17 protein-coding genes are annotated in these 21,098 nt (G+C 43.9%); 13 read left to right on the top strand and 4 right to left on the bottom strand.

Annotated features, from left to right (window positions below; translation table 11 throughout):
• The first annotated feature begins 62 nt into the window (after nucleotides 1-62).
• Nucleotides 63-1,358, top strand: a complete 1,296-nt coding sequence (locus INE92_RS22635; RefSeq protein ID WP_015532268.1) for a UDP-N-acetylmuramoyl-tripeptide--D-alanyl-D-alanine ligase — start codon at nucleotides 63-65, stop codon at nucleotides 1,356-1,358.
• Nucleotides 1,359-1,496: 138 nt separating this feature from the next.
• Here the strand turns inward: INE92_RS22635 and INE92_RS22630 are convergent, their stop codons facing one another.
• A complete protein-coding gene (locus INE92_RS22630) occupies nucleotides 1,497-1,889 on the bottom strand; it encodes a VanZ family protein (RefSeq protein ID WP_015532267.1) in 393 nt (130 codons plus the stop codon).
• A 103-nt stretch (nucleotides 1,890-1,992) separates the two neighbouring features.
• Between INE92_RS22630 and INE92_RS22625 the strand changes: the two genes are divergently transcribed.
• Together INE92_RS22625 and INE92_RS22620 are read left to right on the top strand one after the other, a co-directional pair.
• Entirely contained in the window at nucleotides 1,993-3,363 is a 1,371-nt protein-coding gene (locus INE92_RS22625) for a sodium-dependent transporter (RefSeq protein WP_008642982.1), read from the top strand.
• Complete coding sequence (locus tag INE92_RS22620; RefSeq protein WP_008642981.1) at nucleotides 3,363-4,283, top strand: helix-hairpin-helix domain-containing protein; 921 nt, start codon at nucleotides 3,363-3,365, stop codon at nucleotides 4,281-4,283. The genes INE92_RS22625 and INE92_RS22620 overlap by 1 nt, the downstream gene beginning before the upstream one ends.
• A 178-nt stretch (nucleotides 4,284-4,461) precedes the next feature.
• Here the strand turns inward: INE92_RS22620 and INE92_RS22615 are convergent, their stop codons facing one another.
• From INE92_RS22615 to INE92_RS22605, 3 genes are read right to left on the bottom strand one after another with little or no spacing between them, the layout of a single operon-like run.
• The gene (locus INE92_RS22615; protein ID WP_008642980.1) at nucleotides 4,462-5,118 is read right to left on the bottom strand and encodes an ABC transporter ATP-binding protein; all 657 of its coding nucleotides are present in this window, start codon (nucleotides 5,116-5,118) and stop codon (nucleotides 4,462-4,464) included.
• An 8-nt stretch (nucleotides 5,119-5,126) separates the two neighbouring features.
• Nucleotides 5,127-5,861, bottom strand: a complete 735-nt coding sequence (locus INE92_RS22610) for a tRNA threonylcarbamoyladenosine dehydratase (protein WP_008642979.1) — start codon at nucleotides 5,859-5,861, stop codon at nucleotides 5,127-5,129.
• On the bottom strand, nucleotides 5,843-7,978 hold the full coding sequence (locus INE92_RS22605; RefSeq protein ID WP_008642978.1) for a cation:proton antiporter domain-containing protein: 2,136 nt from the start codon (nucleotides 7,976-7,978) through the stop codon (nucleotides 5,843-5,845). The genes INE92_RS22610 and INE92_RS22605 overlap by 19 nt, the downstream gene beginning before the upstream one ends.
• Before the next feature lie 507 nt (nucleotides 7,979-8,485).
• Here INE92_RS22605 and INE92_RS22600 point away from each other — a divergent pair.
• The 10 genes from INE92_RS22600 to INE92_RS22555 all read left to right on the top strand — a co-directional run bounded on the left by INE92_RS22600 (nucleotide 8,486) and on the right by INE92_RS22555 (nucleotide 20,976).
• Nucleotides 8,486-9,493: an aspartate-semialdehyde dehydrogenase gene (locus INE92_RS22600; protein ID WP_008642977.1), complete on the top strand. Its 1,008-nt coding sequence runs from the start codon at nucleotides 8,486-8,488 to the stop codon at nucleotides 9,491-9,493.
• 241 nt (nucleotides 9,494-9,734) lie between these two features.
• The gene (locus INE92_RS22595) at nucleotides 9,735-12,572 is read left to right on the top strand and encodes a TonB-dependent receptor (RefSeq protein ID WP_008642976.1); all 2,838 of its coding nucleotides are present in this window, start codon (nucleotides 9,735-9,737) and stop codon (nucleotides 12,570-12,572) included.
• Nucleotides 12,573-12,576: 4 nt separating this feature from the next.
• Nucleotides 12,577-13,809: a DUF4876 domain-containing protein gene (locus INE92_RS22590; protein WP_008642975.1), complete on the top strand. Its 1,233-nt coding sequence runs from the start codon at nucleotides 12,577-12,579 to the stop codon at nucleotides 13,807-13,809.
• A complete protein-coding gene (locus tag INE92_RS22585; protein ID WP_008642974.1) occupies nucleotides 13,802-15,313 on the top strand; it encodes a DUF6850 family outer membrane beta-barrel protein in 1,512 nt (503 codons plus the stop codon). The genes INE92_RS22590 and INE92_RS22585 overlap by 8 nt, the downstream gene beginning before the upstream one ends.
• Before the next feature lie 58 nt (nucleotides 15,314-15,371).
• The gene (locus INE92_RS22580; RefSeq protein ID WP_008642973.1) at nucleotides 15,372-16,994 is read left to right on the top strand and encodes a fimbrillin family protein; all 1,623 of its coding nucleotides are present in this window, start codon (nucleotides 15,372-15,374) and stop codon (nucleotides 16,992-16,994) included.
• Between the two features lie 115 nt (nucleotides 16,995-17,109).
• Nucleotides 17,110-17,697 carry a hypothetical protein gene (locus INE92_RS22575; RefSeq protein ID WP_008642972.1) on the top strand — a complete coding sequence of 196 codons (588 nt, stop codon included), beginning with the start codon at nucleotides 17,110-17,112 and terminating at the stop codon, nucleotides 17,695-17,697.
• Entirely contained in the window at nucleotides 17,684-18,250 is a 567-nt protein-coding gene (locus tag INE92_RS22570) for a PepSY-associated TM helix domain-containing protein (RefSeq protein WP_008642971.1), read from the top strand. The genes INE92_RS22575 and INE92_RS22570 overlap by 14 nt, the downstream gene beginning before the upstream one ends.
• A 23-nt stretch (nucleotides 18,251-18,273) precedes the next feature.
• Nucleotides 18,274-19,161 carry an ABC transporter ATP-binding protein gene (locus INE92_RS22565; protein ID WP_004314891.1) on the top strand — a complete coding sequence of 296 codons (888 nt, stop codon included), beginning with the start codon at nucleotides 18,274-18,276 and terminating at the stop codon, nucleotides 19,159-19,161.
• A gap of 70 nt (nucleotides 19,162-19,231) precedes the next feature.
• Nucleotides 19,232-19,900, top strand: coding sequence for a hypothetical protein (locus INE92_RS22560; protein WP_008642970.1), 669 nt, complete (start codon nucleotides 19,232-19,234; stop codon nucleotides 19,898-19,900).
• Nucleotides 19,901-19,941: 41 nt separating this feature from the next.
• Nucleotides 19,942-20,976 (top strand): DUF4857 domain-containing protein, encoded by a 1,035-nt coding sequence (locus INE92_RS22555; RefSeq protein WP_008642969.1) that lies wholly within the window; start codon nucleotides 19,942-19,944, stop codon nucleotides 20,974-20,976.
• Nucleotides 20,977-21,098 lie beyond the last annotated feature (122 nt).

The raw sequence follows: 21,098 nt of genomic DNA, 5'->3' as shown, positions 1-21,098 counted from the left end.
AACTCCCATCAAATCCGAAAGAATAGCCTATCTTTGCAACGTTTTAAATAAAAGATCAGGTTATGAAACTTTCTGCTCTTTACCAGATTTTTCTGGATTGCCAATCAGTAACTACTGATAGCCGGAACTGCCCGGACGGTTCTTTGTTTATCGCCTTGAAAGGTGAGTCGTTCAACGGTAATGCATTTGCCAAATTAGCGCTGGACTCCGGATGCGCGTTTGCCATTATCGATGAAATACAGTATGCCATAGAAGGCGACCAACGATATATACTTGTAGACGACTGCCTGCAAACCATGCAGCAGCTTGCCAACTATCATCGCCGCCAACTCGGAACGCGAGTGATCGGCATTACGGGCACTAATGGGAAGACAACCACCAAAGAGTTAATTTCCAGCGTTCTCTGCCAAGCCCACAATGTACTCTATACTTTAGGTAATCTCAACAACCACATCGGCGTACCGACTACCCTGCTACGGTTAAAACCGGAACATGACCTTGCCGTCATTGAGATGGGCGCCAACCATCCGGGGGAAATCAAGTTTCTTTGCGAAATAGCCGAACCGGATTATGGTATTATCACTAACGTAGGCAAAGCTCATCTGGAGGGATTCGGTTCTTTCGAAGGAGTTATCAAGACCAAAGGAGAGCTTTATGATTTCCTCCGCAAGAAAGATGCCATCACCTTTATCCATCACGATAACCCCTATTTGATGAATATCTCACAGGGACTGAACCTGATTTCTTATGGAACAGAAGATGATCTCTATGTCAATGGCCGGATTACCGGCAATTCGCCTTATCTTGCTTTCGAATGGAAAGCCGGTAAGGACGGTGAACGCCATCAGGTTCGCACACAGTTGATCGGAGAATATAATTTCCCGAATGCCCTGGCTGCCATCACTATCGGACGTTTCTTCGGAGTGGAAGCAAAGAAGATCGATGAAGCTCTGGCAGAGTATACGCCACAGAACAACCGTTCCCAACTTAAAAAGACGGAAGATAACACGCTTATCATTGACGCATACAACGCAAACCCAACCAGCATGATGGCTGCCTTGCAAAACTTCCAGAACATGACAGTCCCTCACAAGATGCTCATATTAGGAGATATGCGCGAACTAGGTGCTGATAGCCCGGCCGAGCATCAGAAAATCGTTGACTACATCAAAGAAAGTGATTTTGAGAAAGTATGGCTCGTGGGAGAACAGTTTGCCACAAGTGAACATTCTTTTAAAACTTATGCAGATGTGCAGGAAGTTATAAAGGATTTGCAAGAAGATAAACCCAAAGGATATACCATTCTTATTAAAGGTTCCAATGGGATCAAGCTTAGTTCAACGGTAGAATTTCTATAAAACCGGAATGGTAAACTTCAAATGATAAATAATAAACGGTGAATAATGGTTGACTATATCATATCCATTATTCACCGTTTATTATTTGCCATCGTTCACGGCTTATCGTTCACCTTTGTTGTTCATAGGTTGCCTTTACTATTTATTTATTTTCATCCTCGGCCGTACGACATAATAGGCCACTAAACTAGCCAGAATCGCCCCTGTTGTATTGGCCGCAAAATCCAACCAGTCACCACCCCGGTAAGTAGTACAGTATTCCTGCAGCAACTCCACACAACCGCTGAAAAGCACCGGACAAAGGAATGCCCCTACCCACGCATGCCACATGGGAGCATGATCCCTGCGATGTGCACGCAAAAACTCCAGCCACAACATCCCCGACATACCGAAATACATACAAACATGAACCAGTTTGTCTAAATTGGGAATTTCATTCAAATCCGTCTTAGGCGGTTTAAAGAACGACAGATAAATCACTGTCAAAATGATAAAAAGCGAGATAGGATATTTCTTAATATAAGATAGCATATCTAAATAATATTACAATTTTCGTGCAAATATAAGTATCATTTTCTATATTTGCACTTTAACTCGCATATTTTATAACGATTTGTAAGATAAAACAAGATTTATGGCAAAAATTGATAGAGCGAACTTCGGCAGCAAATTAGGGGTCATACTCGCTTCTGCCGGCTCTGCAGTTGGGTTGGGTAATATATGGAGGTTTCCATACGAAACAGGAAATCATGGAGGTGCCGCTTTTATACTGATCTATTTAGGTTGTATCTTTCTCTTGGGATTGCCTATTATGATTGCCGAGTTCCTGATAGGACGCCGATCAAGAGCCAACACTGCAAGAGCGTATCAAACATTAGCTCCGGGAACGCATTGGCGTTGGGTAGGACGCATGGGAGTATTAGCAGGTTTCCTGATACTTAGTTATTATGCAGTAGTAGCAGGGTGGACACTTGAATATATTCTTGAGGCTGCCACCAATGGCTTTGCCGGAAAAAACTCCGGAGAGTTTATCTCTTCTTTCCAACAATTCTCCAGTAGCCCATGGCGACCGGTCGTATGGCTGGTAGCATTTTTATTGATTACTCATTTCATTATCGTGAAAGGAGTAGAAAAAGGGATTGAAAAGTCTTCGAAGATCATGATGCCTACCTTGTTTATCATTATCCTCATACTGGTAGTTTGTTCGGTCACTCTACCGGGAGCTGGTGCGGGTATTGAATTCCTGCTCAAACCCGACTTTAGCAAAGTGGACGGAAATGTGTTTTTAAGTGCTATGGGACAGGCTTTCTTCTCTTTGAGTCTGGGTATGGGATGCCTTTGCACCTACGCCTCTTATTTCAGTAAAGAAACCAACCTGACTAAAACAGCTTTCAGTGTAGGAATCATTGATACTTTTGTGGCAATACTAGCCGGATTTATCATCTTCCCGGCAGCCTTTTCGGTTGGCATACAACCGGATTCAGGTCCCAGTCTGATCTTTATCACGCTGCCTAATGTATTCCAACAGGCATTTGGCGGAGTTCCCGTACTAGCATACATATTCTCTGTAATGTTCTACGCATTGTTGGCGATGGCTGCTTTAACTTCTACCATTTCTTTGCATGAAGTAGTAACCGCTTATCTTCACGAGGAGTTTAATCTTTCCCGTGGAAAAGCAGCAAGGTTAGTCACCGGCGGTTGTGTCTTCCTCGGAATATTCTGTTCATTATCATTGGGAGTCATGAAAGGATTCACCGTTTTCGGACTGGGAATGTTCGATCTCTTCGACTTTGTAACAGCTAAAATCATGTTACCACTTGGCGGACTGTGTATCTCCCTCTTTACCGGATGGTATCTGGATAAAAAGATTGTATGGTCAGAGATTACCAATGACGGCTCGTTAAAGATACCGGTATACAAGCTTATCATCTTTATATTAAAATATATCGCACCAATCGCCATCTCACTGATATTTATCAATGAACTTGGGCTAATCAAGCTATAATGTGGAAAAACTTCCTTTATTATACTAAAACCGAACGACAAGGCATTATCGTCCTTGTCGTTCTTATTTTAGGAGTATATGCAGCTCCTGAACTCTTTACCTTTTGCACTCGTACCGAAGATACCGACTGCACAGAGAATGAGAAAGCCGATCAAGAATATAATGACTTTATTTCCTCTCTCCGGGAAACAAAACCTCACCCAAAGTCCGGTCATTCTTTTCCATCAACCCCTCAAAGGGAAATCAAGCTTACGATGTTCGATCCGAACACCGCGGACTCTACTACTTTCCTTTCACTCGGATTACCGTCGTGGATGATAAAGAATATCCTGCACTATCGCCATAAACAAGGCAAATTCCGCCATCCGGAGGATTTTCGGAAGATATACGGACTCACAGAAGAACAATACCAGACTCTTCATCCTTATATCCAAATTACAGAAGATTTCAGTTCGAAAGATAAAGATACAACACGGTTATTAACTGTACAAAGCATACAACGGGACACACTTGTGAAATACCTCCCGGGAACTGTCGTCAGCCTCAACTCTGCTGATACCACCGAACTTAAAAAGATTCCGGGAGTCGGAAGCAATATTGCCCGGATGATCGTAAATTACCGCGAACGGCTGGGGGGCTTTTGCCGGATAGAGCAGTTACAGGAGATTCATCTAAAAGTAGAAAGACTCCGCCCGTGGTTTTCTATTGACACCCATCAGATACACCGTATCAATTTAAACAAAGCCGGTATGGAACGAATGATGCGTCATCCATATATAAACTACTATCAAGCGAAGGTCATCATAGAATATCGGAAAAAGAAAGGAATCTTAAAAAGTCTGAAGCAATTATCCCTTTATGAGGAGTTCACTCCTATTGATCTTGAACGGATCGAGCCCTACATTTGTTATAATAAATAAAAAAAGATGCATTCCTATCACACCAGACAAGAATGCATCACACACAAACAAAACAAACACTCTACTATCATCTTCACAGACTTCCGTAGAGAAGCGACTATAAATATATAGCTAAAAGATAGAACACTTGCAAGGCTCTACCTTTTTGGTATACATTTTTAGAAGTTAGGTTCTCTAATTAATATTTTTTAATCATACCATCCACCATATGGACTGTCCGGTCCGTAATTTTGGCAAGTCCCTCGTCATGCGTCACTATGACAAAAGTCTGCCCCAGACGGTCCCTCAAATCGAAGAACAGTTGATGTAAATCTTCTTTATTATGTGTATCCAGACTACCGGATGGTTCGTCTGCCAGAATAACTGCCGGGTCGTTAATCAAAGCCCGCGCTACCGCTACCCGTTGTTTCTCACCTCCCGACAGTTCATTCGGTTTATGAGAAGCCCGGTCAACCAGCCCCATGAAATCCAGAATCTTCGTGGCACGGTCATTTGCCTCTTTGGAAGAAACGCCTGCAATAAGGCCGGGAATCATCACATTTTCCAATGCCGTAAACTCCGGCAACAGTTGATGAAACTGGAAAACAAAACCGATATTCTTATTACGGAACGCAGATAGTTCTTTCTCTTTCATCCGGCTTACTACTGTTCCGTCAATCTGCACCGTACCCGCGTCTGGTTCATCGAGAGTGCCCATGATTTGCAACAAAGTCGTTTTACCGGCACCGCTCGGGCCTACGATACTGACAATTTCTCCTTTATTGATTTCCAGATCAATGCCTTTCAACACCTGTAATGAGCCGAAACTCTTCGTTATACCTTCTAGTTTTATCATAATAGCCTTTATAATCGTTTAATGACATATTCAGCCAGATAGCACCCAAACACGGCCGGCATATAACTGACTGTTCCACACGTCGATTTCTTATTCTGTTCATCATCCGTCAGCAACACGGCTTTCGGATCGGCTTGTTCCGTACTGAACACTACCGGAAGTTTCCGTTTCATTCCCATCTTCTGCAAGCGTTTCCGTACCGCCTTGCTCAAACCGCAATGATACGTCTCCCAAAGATCGGCAAAACGAACTTGGGTGATGTCACTCTTCGCTCCTGCTCCCATACTGGAAACAATCTTTATACGACGTTTCATCGCCTCATAAATCAGAAAGCATTTCGGACTGATTGTATCAATAGCATCTACTATAAAATCATATTGATTGGCATCCAGCAGTTCCGGTATATTCTCATCTTTCAGGTAGACGGGCAGAACGGTCAATTCGATATCCGGATTTATATCTTTATAACGGGCAGCCAATACTTCCGCTTTCGACATTCCCAGTGTGGAATGCATGGCCGGCAACTGACGATTCATATTGGTAGGCTGCACTGTATCGGCATCTACAATCGTCATCCGTCCGACTCCTGCGCGGCAGATCATCTCGGCGGCGTAAGCCCCCACTCCACCCAATCCCACGACCAATACGTGCGCGTTCCGGATGCGTTCCATCTTTTCCTCTCCTAACAGGAGTGCTGTTCTCTGTTGCCAGTCGTATTTTTCCATCAGTTTTTCTTTAACCATTTATAGAACCATTTACCCACTTTCTCATAATGTTGAGATTCATTATGTCCGCGCGGATCAGAGAATGACACAATTTCCTGCGGTTCTCCAAACTGATCGGGATAGATGATAATCAAACTATTATTAGAGAAATATTTTCCCAGTTGCGCCGGCAGACGTTCAAAAGAGGTATCGTAAGAGATAGACCCGCGACGGGCAGAAACAACCACCAGCAAGTGGTCATAATTCACCTGTCCCGTCAATAACAGGAGATCTTCCCACTCTTCCAGGATGGAAAATTCTGTCGGGGTACCTGCATGTCTTTTCTTCACCAGTTGCTGAAGGCGCATCAATGTACGCTCATTAGCAAAGAAATGCACCCGACAGCCGAGGATACTTCCCATACGGCAGAAATGTTCCACCCACTTTGAGAAACCCGATTCATATTCAGCCTTTGGCGGAACGGCAATATTAATTCGGCGCAGGGTGTTAACCGGCATCAGGAATTTGGCAATCATCACTTCACGATGCGTACCTTTCAATAGGCTTTCAGCCAGATGTCCGAAGAAAGAGTCGACAATATTGGCCTTCCGGTGCAGACCGATCACAACATCTGTAGCTTCATATTCTTTGATCGTATGGATAATCCCCGAAGCAATATTCAAATCATAACGGCTCACCATCGTGACAGGCACATCGGCGGCAGCAGCAATCATGGCAGCCTTCTCCAAATTCCGTTTACCCTGCTGCTCTTTCTTCTCCGAACTGTTATTATCATTAATCACATTCAATGCAACCAATGCATTCTTCTGCTTGGCATCCTTTATCACCAAAGCCAGATTAACCAAATCTTCAATCGTCTCCGGATTAGCGACCGGAATCAGGATCTGCTCCTTATTTATCTGTTTAGCTTCTTCTTCCGCTTGCACATTTTCATCCAGAGCGAAACGGCGGGCCGAACGTTCGGTCACCAAAGAACTGATGACGCAAGTGAAAAGTATCATCACTACCGTACCGTTCAATACATCATCATTCAACAAGCGTTCTCCATTCTCCATAATAATTTCGTGGCCGATCAGTACTGCTGCCAGTGTAGCCGCAGCCTGCGCATTACTCAAGCCGAATATCATGCTCCGTTCATTCGACTGCATCCGATAGATCTTTTGTGTGATCCAGGCAGCCAGCCATTTACTAAAGGTTGCCACCACTGTCATCACAATAGCCACTTTCAATGCTTCACCTCCGGTAAACAGGCTTCTTACATCAATAATCATTCCGACACCAATCAGAAAATAGGGAATAAACAGTGCATTTCCCACAAATTCCAACCGGTTCATCAAAGGAGATACATGAGGAATCAGGCGATTCAATACCAAGCCCGCCAGGAAAGCTCCTAAGATTCCTTCCATTCCTACAAATTCCATCAATCCTCCTCCGAGGAAAACCATCGCCAGCACAAATACAAACTGCATCACGCTGTCATCGTACTTCCGGAAGAACCAGCGTCCGATACGGGGGAAAAAGAACACAATCAGAAATCCGAGGAAAGCCACTTTTGCCACAAGAAATACCCAGAACCAGCCATCGACAGTTCCCTTAAACATGCCTCCTATGACAGCAAGAATAATCAAAGCAAGGGTGACGGTGACAGCAGTACCACCAATGGTGATATTGACACTGCGCAAACGAGACAGTCCGTAACGACTAATAATAGGATAAGCAATTAAGGTGTGAGAAGCATACATACTTGCCAACAATACCGCCGTAAGAAAACCATATCCCAGCATACTCATACTACTCCATATTCCCAACACCATAGGAATCAGAAAGGTAAGCCAGCCGAACACGAAACTTTTCGTCCGGTTCTTCTTAAAGTCCTCCATATCCATCTCAAGACCGGCAAGGAACATGATATAATAGAGCCCTACTTTGCCGAACAGTTCGAAACTACTGTCTCGGTCGAGTACATGAAAGCCGTGTTCGCCAATCAAGACACCCGCCAGAATCATGCCTATAATATGAGGTATATGAAGACGTCCGAGGATCATCGGAGCAAAGAGAATGATAATCAATACCAAAAAGAATACCCAAGTCGGGTCGGTAATCGGTAAGGTTAAATTAAAATCAAACAGGTTCATAGGCTGTGGCTTTAGGAATTCAATGCAAAGGAACAAAAAAGTTTGCAGAATCACAATGAATGTCCAGACGTATTATTCAGTAGTCAATTACTCACCTTACTACTTCTTTTCCCCCGCTTACCTATCAAGATCTATTTCATTAGGCACTTTTATTTCGTTCTACTATAGTGTCTCTTGCGTATGACTATAGTTATACGCAAGGGAGACTATAGTTATCCTTGCGTTACACTATAGTTAAACGAAGTAATATTAGGCAATAAAGATAATCTTATCAAGCTACGAAACCAATCCGATTCGCATCGCGACGGAGAATGCATCCCTTTTGGTGCATTTATCCGATCCAACAACCACACTTGATTATACGTAAGGTTAAAGAAATCCGCCGAAAAACTGAAATATTTCTCTCAAAAGCGATGTTTATATGCTAAATTGTTATAATTTTGCAGCCAAATCTTTTCTATTCGACAGGAAAGAAATTCAATATTCACAATTTAACAAAAGAAAAAGATGAAAGTAGCTATTGTTGGCGTAAGCGGAGCCGTAGGACAAGAATTCCTGCGCGTGCTCGATGAGAGAAACTTCCCGATGGACGAGTTAGTTTTGTTCGGTTCTAAACGTAGTGCCGGAACAACTTACACTTTCCGCGGTAAACAGATCGAGGTGAAACTCTTACAACACAACGATGACTTTAAAGGGGTAGACATTGCTTTCACTTCTGCCGGTGCAGGAACATCCAAGGAATTCGAAAAAATAATCACCAAGTATGGTGCTGTGATGATCGACAACTCCAGCGCATTCCGTATGGATGCCGATGTACCTTTGGTTGTGCCTGAAGTAAATGCCGAAGATGCATTGGAACGTCCGCGTGGCGTTATTGCCAACCCGAATTGTACGACTATCCAGATGGTAGTTGCACTGAAAGCCATCGAAAAGCTTTCTCATATAAAAACCGTGCACGTGTCTACCTATCAAGCAGCAAGTGGTGCGGGTGCTGCTGCTATGGACGAATTGTACGAACAATATCGCCAGGTATTGGCAAACGAGCCTGTGACTGTAGAGAAGTTTGCCTATCAGTTGGCTTTCAACCTGATTCCGCAGATTGACGTATTCACAGAAAACGGTTATACGAAAGAGGAAATGAAAATGTACAATGAAACACGTAAGATCATGCATTCTGACGTAAAGGTTAGTGCAACTTGTGTACGTGTTCCTGCATTACGCGCTCACTCTGAAAGTATCTGGATAGAAACAGAACGTCCGATTTCCGTAGAAGAAGCTCGTGAAGCATTCGCTAACGGTGAAGGGCTGGTTCTTCAGGACAATCCGGCAGAAAAAGAATACCCGATGCCGCTGTTCCTGGCAGGTAAAGATCCGGTATACGTAGGCCGTATCCGCAAAGACCTGACAAACGAAAACGGATTGACTTTCTGGATTGTAGGTGACCAGATCAAGAAAGGCGCTGCCCTGAATGCTGTTCAGATTGCCGAATATCTGATTAAAGTAAAAAATATCTAATACAATAGACTGGATATAATATCCGGTCAATGACAGATAAGCCCAATAAATCAACCGGCTTGCAATGTGATAGTGATCGCAATGCAAGCCGTTTTTTTATTTTCTAAATTACCTATTAAAGAAAAGGTACCCATTATTAGGTAAAAGATCCCCAGTTGCAGGTATTAAGATTTGTGAAAATAACTATTTATAGTGATTGATATAAACTTGGTTTTTATCGAATTTTGCACAAAACTTATCTATGAAATATTGTCTTTTTAACATAGCATTCTGGGGGCTGCTATTTTTCAATTTATTTGAGGCCGCAGCTAATTCAAACATCTATACAATCTCGGGACGTGTGACCGAGCCCAAAACGAATTCCCCCTTGCCCGGTGCTTCCATTCTCATTAAAGGCACCTATTTATGGGCTGTATCCAATCAGAAAGGCGAATTCACGATACAAGGAGTGCAGGAGGGAAAATATAATCTGGAAGTTTCTTTTCTGGGTTATGTACCGGCAACAATTCCGGTAAATGTGCACAGTAATATCAAAAACCTACATATAGAACTCAAAGAAAACACGCTTGCACTGGATGATGTAGTCGTTACTGCACAAGCGCCCAAGAATGAGTTAAACACTACGCTCACTATCGGTAATAATGCGCTGGAACATTTGCAGGTATCCAACGTGAGCGATATCTCCGCTCTTCTTCCGGGAGGAAAGACAAAAGTGCCGGATCTTACCACTAATAATATCTTCTCATTACGCGACGGAGGGTCGACAGTCGGTAATGCAGCCTTTGGGACAGCCGTTGAAGTGGATGGGGTACGTATTGGCAATAATGGCTCATTTGGAAATATGAACGGAGCAGATACCCGTAATATCACCGTGGCGGATATTGAATCGGTTGAAGTCATCACCGGAGTACCTTCGGCTGAATACGGGGATTTGAATAGCGGAATGGTCAAGATTCACACCCGGAAAGGGAAAACACCCTGGAACATATTATTGTCCATCAATCCCCGCACCGAACAGGTTTCCTTCTCCAAAGGATTGGATTTAGGAAACGACAAAGGCGTTATCAACATAAACGGAGAATGGACAAAGGCTACCCAAAAGTTGGTATCTCCCTATTCGTCTTATACAAGAAGGGGATTCTCTGCCGGATATAGCAACACTTTCAGCAAAGTGTTCAGATTCGATATCGGTGTTACAGGTAATATCGGAGGAATGAATACCAAAGATGACCCGGATGCCTATTCGGGAGAATACAACAAAGTGAGGGATAACGTATTCCGGGCAAACACTTCACTGGCCTGGCTGCTCAATAAATCGTGGGTCACCAACCTCAAGTTCGACGCATCGGTATACTACAATGACAATAACTCCCATGCACATACTTTCTATTCGTATGCATCGGAACAGCCGGCTGTTCATGCCACGCAAGAAGGATATTTTATGGCAAGCAAACTGCCATATACCTACTTCGCAGATCAGATCATCGACTCCAAAGAACTGGATTATGCCGCATCGTTAAAGTATGAATGGAACAGACGGTTCAAGACTGTAAACAGCAACCTGAAAGCGGGTGTTCAGTGGAAAGCAACAGGGAATGTGGGTGAAGGAGAATATTACAAAGACCCTTCACTGGCTCCGAACGGTTATCGCCCCCGCCCTTACACCGCTTATCCATATATGCATAACGTTTCGCTTTATGCCGAAGAAAGTCTGTCGTTACCAGTGGGAAACACCCTGCTTAGACTGATGGCGGGAGTGCGTTGGGAACATTTGTTTATCAAGGGAACGAACTATAAAAACCTGAATACTCTTTCACCACGTTTCAATGCCAGATGGCAGTTGAACGAACATATCGCTATCCGTGGCGGTTGGGGAATCACTGAAAAGCTTCCCTCTTTCTATACCTTGTACCTCAAACAGGAATACCGGGACATACAGACATTCGGTTTTTCCTATAATAACAATGAATCATCTTATATCTATTACAGCCAGCCCTACACATTACTGCACAATGAGAATCTACGCTGGCAACGGAATCAGAATTCGGAATTGGGCATTGACGTCCATATAGCCCGGACCAGGATTTCGCTAGTCGGTTATTTCAACCGTACCAAGTTACCGTATAAATACACGAGTTCCTATAACCCGTTCTCTTACGATGTTCTCCAATTACCGGAGGGATTCACTATGCCGACTAATCCGCAAATCAATGTGGATAATCAGACGGGAATGGTGTACATACGTGACAATGCATCGAGCTACTGGACTCCTATGGATGTAAAGGTGACCGACCAGACTTTTGTCAAGTCAACCTCTCCCGATAATGGAATGGACGTCATTCGCCGTGGAGCGGAAATGATTGTTGATTTCCCGGAAATAACTCCTATCCGTACGCAATTCCGGTTAGATGCCTCCTATGCTTATACTAAATATATCGACAATTCTTTGTCCTATTATTATCAGAACGGATGGTCGCACACCAGTCTTGCCAACCGCTCCTACCAATATGTAGGTATCTATGCCAATGGCGACAACTTATCGACGACTGCCAACGGTAAACGTACCCACTCATTGGATGCCAATATCACAGCCATCACCCGTATTCCGAAAGCCAGACTGATTATTTCATGCAGACTGGAGGCTTCGCTTGTGAAGCGTTCGCAGAATATCTCCGAATATAAGGGAAAAGAATACGCGTTCAACGTAAGTGAAAGCAGCAATGCCCAAACGGGTGGAAGCATTTATAACGGTGACTCTTATACGGCTATCTGGCCGGTGGCATATCTCGACCTGAACAATGAGATGCATCCTTTCACGTCAGCCGAAGCCGAGAATCCGGAATTCTCTTATCTGATACGCAAATCGGGCAATGCCTACACATTTGCAGCGGATGGATATGATCCTTATTTCTCCGCCAATATCAACATAACCAAAGAGATTGGCGACCATGTGTCTCTTTCTCTCAACGCTATCAATTTCACCAATTCACGGCCGTATGTAAAATCTCATGCAACCGGTGTGAGCGCGCTCTTTACCCCGGATTTCTATTATGGACTTACTTGCCGTATTAAATTTTAAAGATATGAAGCAGTCTATCTACATATTATTACTAACAGTGACCGGGATCTTTGCAGGATGCACGGATCTTGATAAAGAGAATCCGTACGACGATCAGTTGCACAGCCTGCAAGTGACTGCCGTATACCCGGATGGATACTCGGAATATCTCCGGGAAGGAGTGACCGTAAAGATTGAAGATGTCGATCGTGGAAATTCTTACAAGGCTAAAACCGACAAGAACGGAGTGGCGCAATTCTCTCTGACTAAAGGTATATATCGCGTGCAGGTCAGCGACAAGGACGGACAGGATATTTTCAACGGACTGGCCGATAATGTGAAACTGACCAGCGGAAACATGGCGTTCAACCTCCCGCTCATCCATTCCAGAGCCGGGGCTATTATTATTAAGGAGATTTATTGCGGAGGATGTACAAAGTTGCCGCTGGAGGGAAACTACCAGTCCGACAAATATATAATCCTGCATAATAACGATTCGGAAGTGCAATATCTCGATAGTTTATGTTTCGGAGCGCTTGATCCTTACAATTCCCAAGCTACCAATGTCTGGGTAACGCAGGATGAAATAACCGGAGCAACCATCTTCCGGGATTTTGCTCCCATCGTTCAGTGCATCTGGCAGTTTGGCGGTACCGGCAAGACTTTCCCGCTTCAACCGGGAGAAGATGCAGTGATTGCCATCAATGGGGCAGTTGACCATGCAGCGCAATACCCGCAATCTGTCAATCTGAACAAACCGGGATACTTTGTCTGCTACAATAACGTTTATTTTCCGAATACACAGTATCATCCGGCTCCGGGGGATCAAATCACACCGGATCATTATCTGAACGTGGTATTGAAAACCGGACAGGCGAATGCTTACTCGTTCTCTATCTTTTCTCCTGCTACGGTTATCTTTAAAGCTAAGGATACCACGATACAGGACTTTGTTCTAAAAGAGGGAAGTGTGATACAAAAACCGGGAAGTACCACCGACCGGGTGATAGCAGTTCCGCTCGACTGGGTGATTGATGGAGCGGAAGTGTACTACGGTGGTTCCTCCAACAACAAGAAACGTATATCTCCTTCCATCGACGCAGGATATGTCACTCAAAGTGCGACATACAACGGACGCAGCTTATATCGACATGTGGACGAAGAAGCTACGCAGGAAGCAGGTTATGAAGTATTGATGGACACCAACAACTCTTCTACCGATTTTTATGAAAGAGAAAAACAATCTTTGCATGAGTGAGATGAAAAAAATATATATAACAGGTCTTTGGTTACTATGTATAGTGTACGGTGTTTCGGCACAGACTTACGACATTATAGAACGGCGTAATTCCTGGAATACCGGAAAAAATGTTACAGGTATCAGGATGGATAGCATCTCTTCTTCCTATGCCGAACTGTATGGTAAGAATAACCATGGTGATTTCCACCACTCTTACGAAGCGGAGAAATCATGGAATGCCGGAGCAATAGCCAAGTCTATCACTCATCTGAAAGGGTATTCGCTGACTGGTTCTTTCTCATTCGATCATACTTCCGGTAAGGACATGAGTGGTTCCATGTTTATCCAGCCGGGATTTTATCCGGTAGACATTCTAGAGTTCACTCCCGGACGCAAAGACCTGCAACGATACGCTTTTATGGGCGGTATTGCATCAGATATTGCACCTAACTGGCGATTGGGAGGAAAGATTGACTTTGCCGCCTCCAACTATTCCAAACGGAAAGACTTGCGACATACCAATTACCGGCTGGATTTGAAAGTAGCCCCCAGTGTGATGTATCACTCGGGCGATCTAGCCATCGGTTTTTCTTATATGTTCAGCAAAAACAGCGAATCGGTCAAGGCGGAAGTAATCGGGACTACCGAAAACTCCTACAACGCCTTCTTGGACAAAGGACTGATGTATGGAGCTTATGAAGCATGGGACGGCAGCGGGATTCATCTAAGCGAATCGGGAATCAACGGCTTTCCGATCAAAGAACTGTCTAACGGGGGAGCACTGCAACTTCAATGGAAGAGATTTTATGGAGATATCGAATATACCTATTCTTCGGGGTCTGCCGGTGAAAGAGATGCTATCTGGTTCAAATTCCCCACTCACCGGATTGCCTCTCATTTGAGTTATCATTTCAAACAGGGAAAGAAAGAGCATTTTCTACGATTGAACCTGCAATGGTCACATTTGGTCAACAACGAGAATGTGATTAATAAGGAGACTGTTAACGGAATAACGACGACTTATATCAACGGCTCCAACCGCATTTTCGAAAGAGATGCTTTCTCGGTCCATCCCGAATATGAATTTATAAGTCCTCGTACAGAAGTTCGTTTGGGAACACATATTTCAACTTTCAAACGACTGACTACCCAGATGTATCCGTATGTAGCGTCGGAAAAGATGCTTTGTACGCAGACGTATGTATCCAGCGTGTTTCATATAGGGAAATTTGACTTAAAGGCAGCCGCTTCCTTTGCCATAGGAAACTCTACTGAGAAAAGCAGAGTCATTACAACAGATACGGAGCCGGGTGATCCTCCCTATCGCCTGACAGATTATTATAATCTGCAGAATGAATATGCTACTGCTCCACAAGCAACGCTTCGTCTCGGTTTACGCTATCATTTCAACCATGGGATCTATGCTGAAGTACAGGGAAGTTATACACGCGGTTTCAACCTTCACTATATAGATGGTTCGAGCCGTTGGAATGAGACTATCAAGTTAGGATATACTTTTTGAGAACCGGGATATGCTTTTTGAAAACAATGAATATATATATAAACTAAATTATTAAGCAATGAAAAAGAGTTTAACATTTATCTTCGCAGCAGCACTTTTGGTATCTTGCCAACAGGAAGAGAACGAAACGACGACTCCTTCAGACAGTCGTATTACTATCTCGCCTGTTATCACACGCGCTACCGAAGTTAACTTTGAAACCGGAGATAAAATTGGCGTTACAATCATCCAAAACGGTGACTTCGTATATGCGGAAAATAAACTAATGACATTCAATGACGGAGTATTTGCAGGTGACCTGCTTTGGTACCCGGAAGGAAATGACAAATCGCAGATAGTAGCATACTATCCTTATAGAGAAGGTAATACTCCTACTTCTTTTTCTGTAGAAGCCGATCAGACCACCGGATATGGGGCATCAGACCTTATGGCAGCAAGCAATAAAGATGTACTTCCTACTGTAAATACTATAACAATGAACTTTAAGCATCTGCTTACCAAACTGGTCATTAATGTAACAAAGGAAGTAGAAGCCAACATAACATCCATTGCATTGAAAGGCTCTATCCCGACTGCAACTCTTGATCTGGCTGCCCTTACAGTTACTGCTGACGCGAATGTCGCAGCTACAAACATTACGGCACAGGTTGTTGAAACGAACAAAACTTACCGCGCCCTCATCGTTCCCCAAACGGTAGCTTTGACGCTCGAAGTAGCAACTTCTGATGGCAAGACCTTGTCGCAGAAACTCACATCTACTACTTTAGCGCAAGGAGGACAATACAGCGTAAACATCCGTGTATTGCCTGACGATATAGAGGTTAAACTTATCGGTGACATCGAAAACTGGACAGATGAAGGTGAAATCGGAGCAGACAATGAGATTCCTTTCGAAGAACATCTCAATGAGAACTATTTCTTATACGATAATGTAAAATATAACACGGTAACTTTGGCGAACGGTACTACGTGGATGGCTGAACCGCTTATTTATCTTCCGAAAGGATATACTCCTTCTACCGATCCTACTGCTGATAGTCATGTTTGGTACCCGTATGAAATCAAAGCTGACGGTGCAACCGTAGCCACAACAGAGGAAAGTGCTATCAAAGAATTAGGTTATCTATATGATTTCCAAGTTGCACTGGGCGGTAAGGAAATTACTGAAAGCAATCTGAACTCTTTTGAAGGAGCGCAAGGTATTTGTCCGAAAGGTTGGCACATACCAACACGTCTGGAATACTTTAATCTGGTAGGAAAAACAACGAATGATGTCGACGGCAAGGTACCGGCTGATGGTGATAAAGCTCTTTTCTATGATGCAGTTTATGACGGCGCCAAAATATCATCACTGAATAATGCAGGATTCAATTACCAATTCTCCGGCGTTCGTATGGCAACAAGCCTTACAGGTGCCGGCAGCTATCAAAAAACGGCAATAGCAGAAGATGCCAATATTCAAACTGCATGGCACGGAAAACCGGCAATGAATTATCTTATGACTTCGACTGCCTTCAAGCCCGTATACAATAGCACCAGCGGACTACTTACCAATATACAGTTCTTTGGATTAATGAGTACAATCAATGCAAAGTATTCGGAAGGCAGATTATCATTATCTTATGTCAGCATTAAAGCCGGTATGCAACTCCGTTGCGTAAGGGATCAAGCTGCCAACTAAAGGAGTAGTATTTGTTTCAAGCATGGTTGAAACTCCCCGCCCGTAAGGCGAACTATTAAAAGCTATAAACAAACGAAAAACAGATTACAAACTATATAAAAACGAAGCAATAACAATGAAAACAAAAAAGCTAACAATCGCAATTGCCCTTATGGCAATGACTTTTATCGGAACTTCATGTGGTAACAAACAACAGAAAAGCGCATCAGAAGCGACTACAGAACAGTCTGCATCTTCCGCTTTGGAAATTGATTCTCTCCTTGCCAATGCCGAAAACCTTGCAGGACAAGAAGTAACCATTGAAGGCGTTTGCACACATACCTGCAAACATGGTGCAAAGAAAATCTTCCTGATGGGCAGTGACGATACCCAAGTGATCCGTGTAGAAGCCGGAACATTGGGAGCCTTCGATCCTAAATGTGTGAACTCTATTGTCCGTGTTACCGGAACATTGAAAGAACAACGCATCGACGAAGCCTACCTCCAAAACTGGGAAGCACAACTCAAAGCACAAGCTGCCGAAAAACACGGAACCGGTGAAGCCGGATGCGATTCTGAAAAGAAAGCACGCGGCGAAACAGCCAACAGTCCCGAAGCCCGCATCGCAGACTTCCGCGCAAAAATAGCCGACCGCAAAGCAGAAACAGGAAAAGAGTATTTATCTTTCTATTTTATGGAAGCCAACTCGTATGAAGTGGAGTAGTACTGTTCGTAAATGGAGCCGGCTCATACACCGTGACCTGTCATTTTTCTTTTCCGGAATGGTATTGATATATGCCATCTCCGGAATTGTAATGAATCACCGTGACACGATTAATCCGAACTTCTCCATCACACGGAAAGAATATAAAATAGCGGAAAAGCTACCGGACAAAGCAGGAATGAGTAAAGAGAAAGTACTTACTCTACTGGAACCTTTGGGAGAAACCGGCAACTATACCAAATACTACTTCCCGAAAACGGACGTAATGAAAGTCTTCCTGAAAGGCGGTTCCAGCCTTCTGGTAAACGTGAAGACAGGAGAAGCGGTATATGAATCCGTCACCCGTCGCCCGCTTATCGGAGCGATGTCCCGTTTACATTACAATCCGGGACAATGGTGGACTTACTTCGCGGATATTTTCGCTATCGCCCTTATTATCATTACTCTTTCCGGCATTATCATGCTGAAAGGGAACAAGGGCATTATCGGCAGAGGAGGAATAGAACTAATAGTCGGAATCTTGATTCCCATTCTTTTCCTTTTCTTCTTTTGAATCGAAATAACAGATAAAATCAAATGGAACAAATTATCGAATGTAACAACCTGACGCACTACTACGGTAAACGGTTGATTTACGAAAACCTTAGTTTCACAGTGCCCAAAGGACGTATCCTGGGACTATTGGGAAAGAACGGTACGGGCAAAACCACCACTATCAATATCTTGAGCGGTTACCTGAAACCCCGTTCGGGAGAATGTCGCATCTTCGGACAGGAGATACAGACCATGGCACCGGCTCTGCGCCGCCATATCGGACTGCTCATCGAAGGTCATGTGCAATACCAATTCATGACCATCACCGAAATAGAAAAATTCTACGCAGCCTTCTACCCCGGCCAGTGGAAAAAAGAAGCGTACTACGAACTGATGAATAAATTGAAAGTAGCTACCGGACAGCGCATCTCACGTATGTCCTGCGGACAGCGCTCTCAAGTAGCTCTCGGACTGATTCTCGCACAAAACCCGGAACTTCTGGTACTGGACGACTTCTCGCTCGGACTCGATCCCGGCTACCGCCGCCTGTTTGTGGACTATCTCCGCGACTATGCCCGTTCGGAAGGTAAAACCGTCTTTCTGACCTCGCATATCATTCAGGATATGGAGCGTCTCGTTGACGACTGCATTATTATGGACTACGGAAAGATACTGATTCAGAAACCAATCGCCGAATTACTGGAAAAAGGACGCCGCTACACCTTCACCATTCCCGAAGGTTACGAGCTTCCTGCATCGGATGATTTCTACCATCCTTCCATCATGCGGAACCAGTTGGAGACTTTCTCCTTCCTGCAACCGGCAGAAACAGAAGCCAAACTGAAATCAATGTCAGTGCCCTATACAGACTTGCACTGTGAGCAAGTCAATTTGGAAGATGCCTTTATCGGCCTCACCGGGAAATACTGATTAAATTAAGAATAAGAGTTGGCAACTCGTAACCCATAAATCATCATTCATAAATCATAAATCCTCAAGAATGTACGCTATATTTTATAAAGAATGGATAAAGACACGGTGGTATTTTCTGCTTGCCGTGCTCGCCACACTTGGTTTTACAGGCTACTGTATGCTCCGTATCAACCGGGTGGTAGAAATGAAAGGGGCTGCCCATGTATGGGAAGTCATGCTGCAACGGGATGTCATCTTCATTGATATGTTGCAATATATTCCTCTGATTGCCGGAATCCTGATGGCAATCGTGCAATTTGTCCCCGAGATGCAACGCAAATGTTTGAAACTGACCCTCCATCTGCCTTATCCGGAACTGAAAATGACGGGCAATATGTTACTCTCCGGACTCATACTGCTTCTTGTCTGCTTCGCTTCCAATTTCCTGTTGATGGAGATCTATCTGAACGGAATCCTTGCCCATGAGCTCAAAAACCACATACTGCTTACCGCTTTAACGTGGTATCTCGCCGGCATCTCCGGCTATCTGCTCGTCGCATGGATTTGCCTCGAACCGGCATGGAAACGCCGTATCCTGAATCTCATTATCGCAGTATTGTTACTCCGAATCTTCTTCCTGTCGCCTATGCCGGAAGCATACAACAAGTTTCTCCCTTATTTAGTGGTCTATACTTTGTTGACAGCCTCTTTCTCGTGGCTCTCTATCGTACGGTTCAAGGCCGGAAAACAGGATTAACCAATAAAAAAATTAAAGATTAAAAATTAAAAGATTGAGAAATGAGACGTTTCAGTACCATACTATTATATGTAACCATCGCTTTTCTGCTTCTTTGGCAGTTGCCCTGGTGCTACAATTTCTTTGTCGTAAAGCCAGAAAAGACTCCCTTTACCCTGTATAGTTTCGTAATTGGCGATTTCGCCCAGATGGGACAAGAAGAAGGGAAAGGAACCGTGCGCCGCGACCTTGCAGGAAACATTTATTCGGAAGCTGCTTTCGACAGCATCCTGCCTATGTTTTATTTCCGTCAGTTGATGTCTGATGAGCGTTTTCCGGATACCATTCAAGGAATCGCAATGACTCCTAAAATGGTGCAGACAGAAAACTTCAACTTCCGCAGTGTGCCTTCGGATATAAACGCACCTTCTATCGGGCTTTACCCACTGATGGAATCTATGTCAGGACGTGTGGACCTGAAAATGCCGGATGACGTATTCCGTATCACCTCCAAAGGGATCGAATTTATCGACATGGCTACCAACAGCGTGAAGGAAGACAAAAGCCTTCAGTTTACCGAAGCTATGACTAAGAAGGATTTTCGTTTTCCGGCAACGGAAATCGTAGGAAATCCGACGGTGAAAAAGGAGTATGACGAAGGTTATCTTCTGTTGGATGCCGACCGTCGTCTGTTTCATCTGAAACAGGTGAAAGGACGCCCGTATGTCCGTGCCATCACCTTGCCTGAAGGCCTGACATTAGAACATCTGTATCTGACCGAGTTCAGAAACAAAAAGACGCTTGCTTTTATGACCGATGTCAACAAGGCTTTCTATGTGTTGCAGAACCGGACGTATGAAATCGTTAAAACAGGAATCCCGGCATTTGATCCGGAAACGGATGCGCTCACCATCATCGGTAATATGTTCGACTGGACAGTCCGCGTGACAACTCCGGCTTCAGATAACTATTACGCATTGGATGCCAACGATTATTCGCTGATAAAGAAGCTGGAGAACGAATCGAACGTTCATTCCATGCCAGGTATTACGTTCACATCTTACACAGATAAATATGTAATGCCACGCTTCGAATAATGTTTCAATAATTGAATGTAACATGGGTGAGGGGTTATCAAAAGTCACATTTAATTTATTGACTTTTGATAACCCCTCACTGTTTCCTTTCCACGCATTTAGAGAAAACAAAAGGATTTACA

Origin of the sequence: Bacteroides xylanisolvens (assembly GCF_018289135.1) — a bacterium.
In the GTDB taxonomy this organism is placed as follows: domain Bacteria; phylum Bacteroidota; class Bacteroidia; order Bacteroidales; family Bacteroidaceae; genus Bacteroides; species Bacteroides xylanisolvens.
This window is presented reverse-complemented; position numbering and strand designations above follow the sequence as displayed.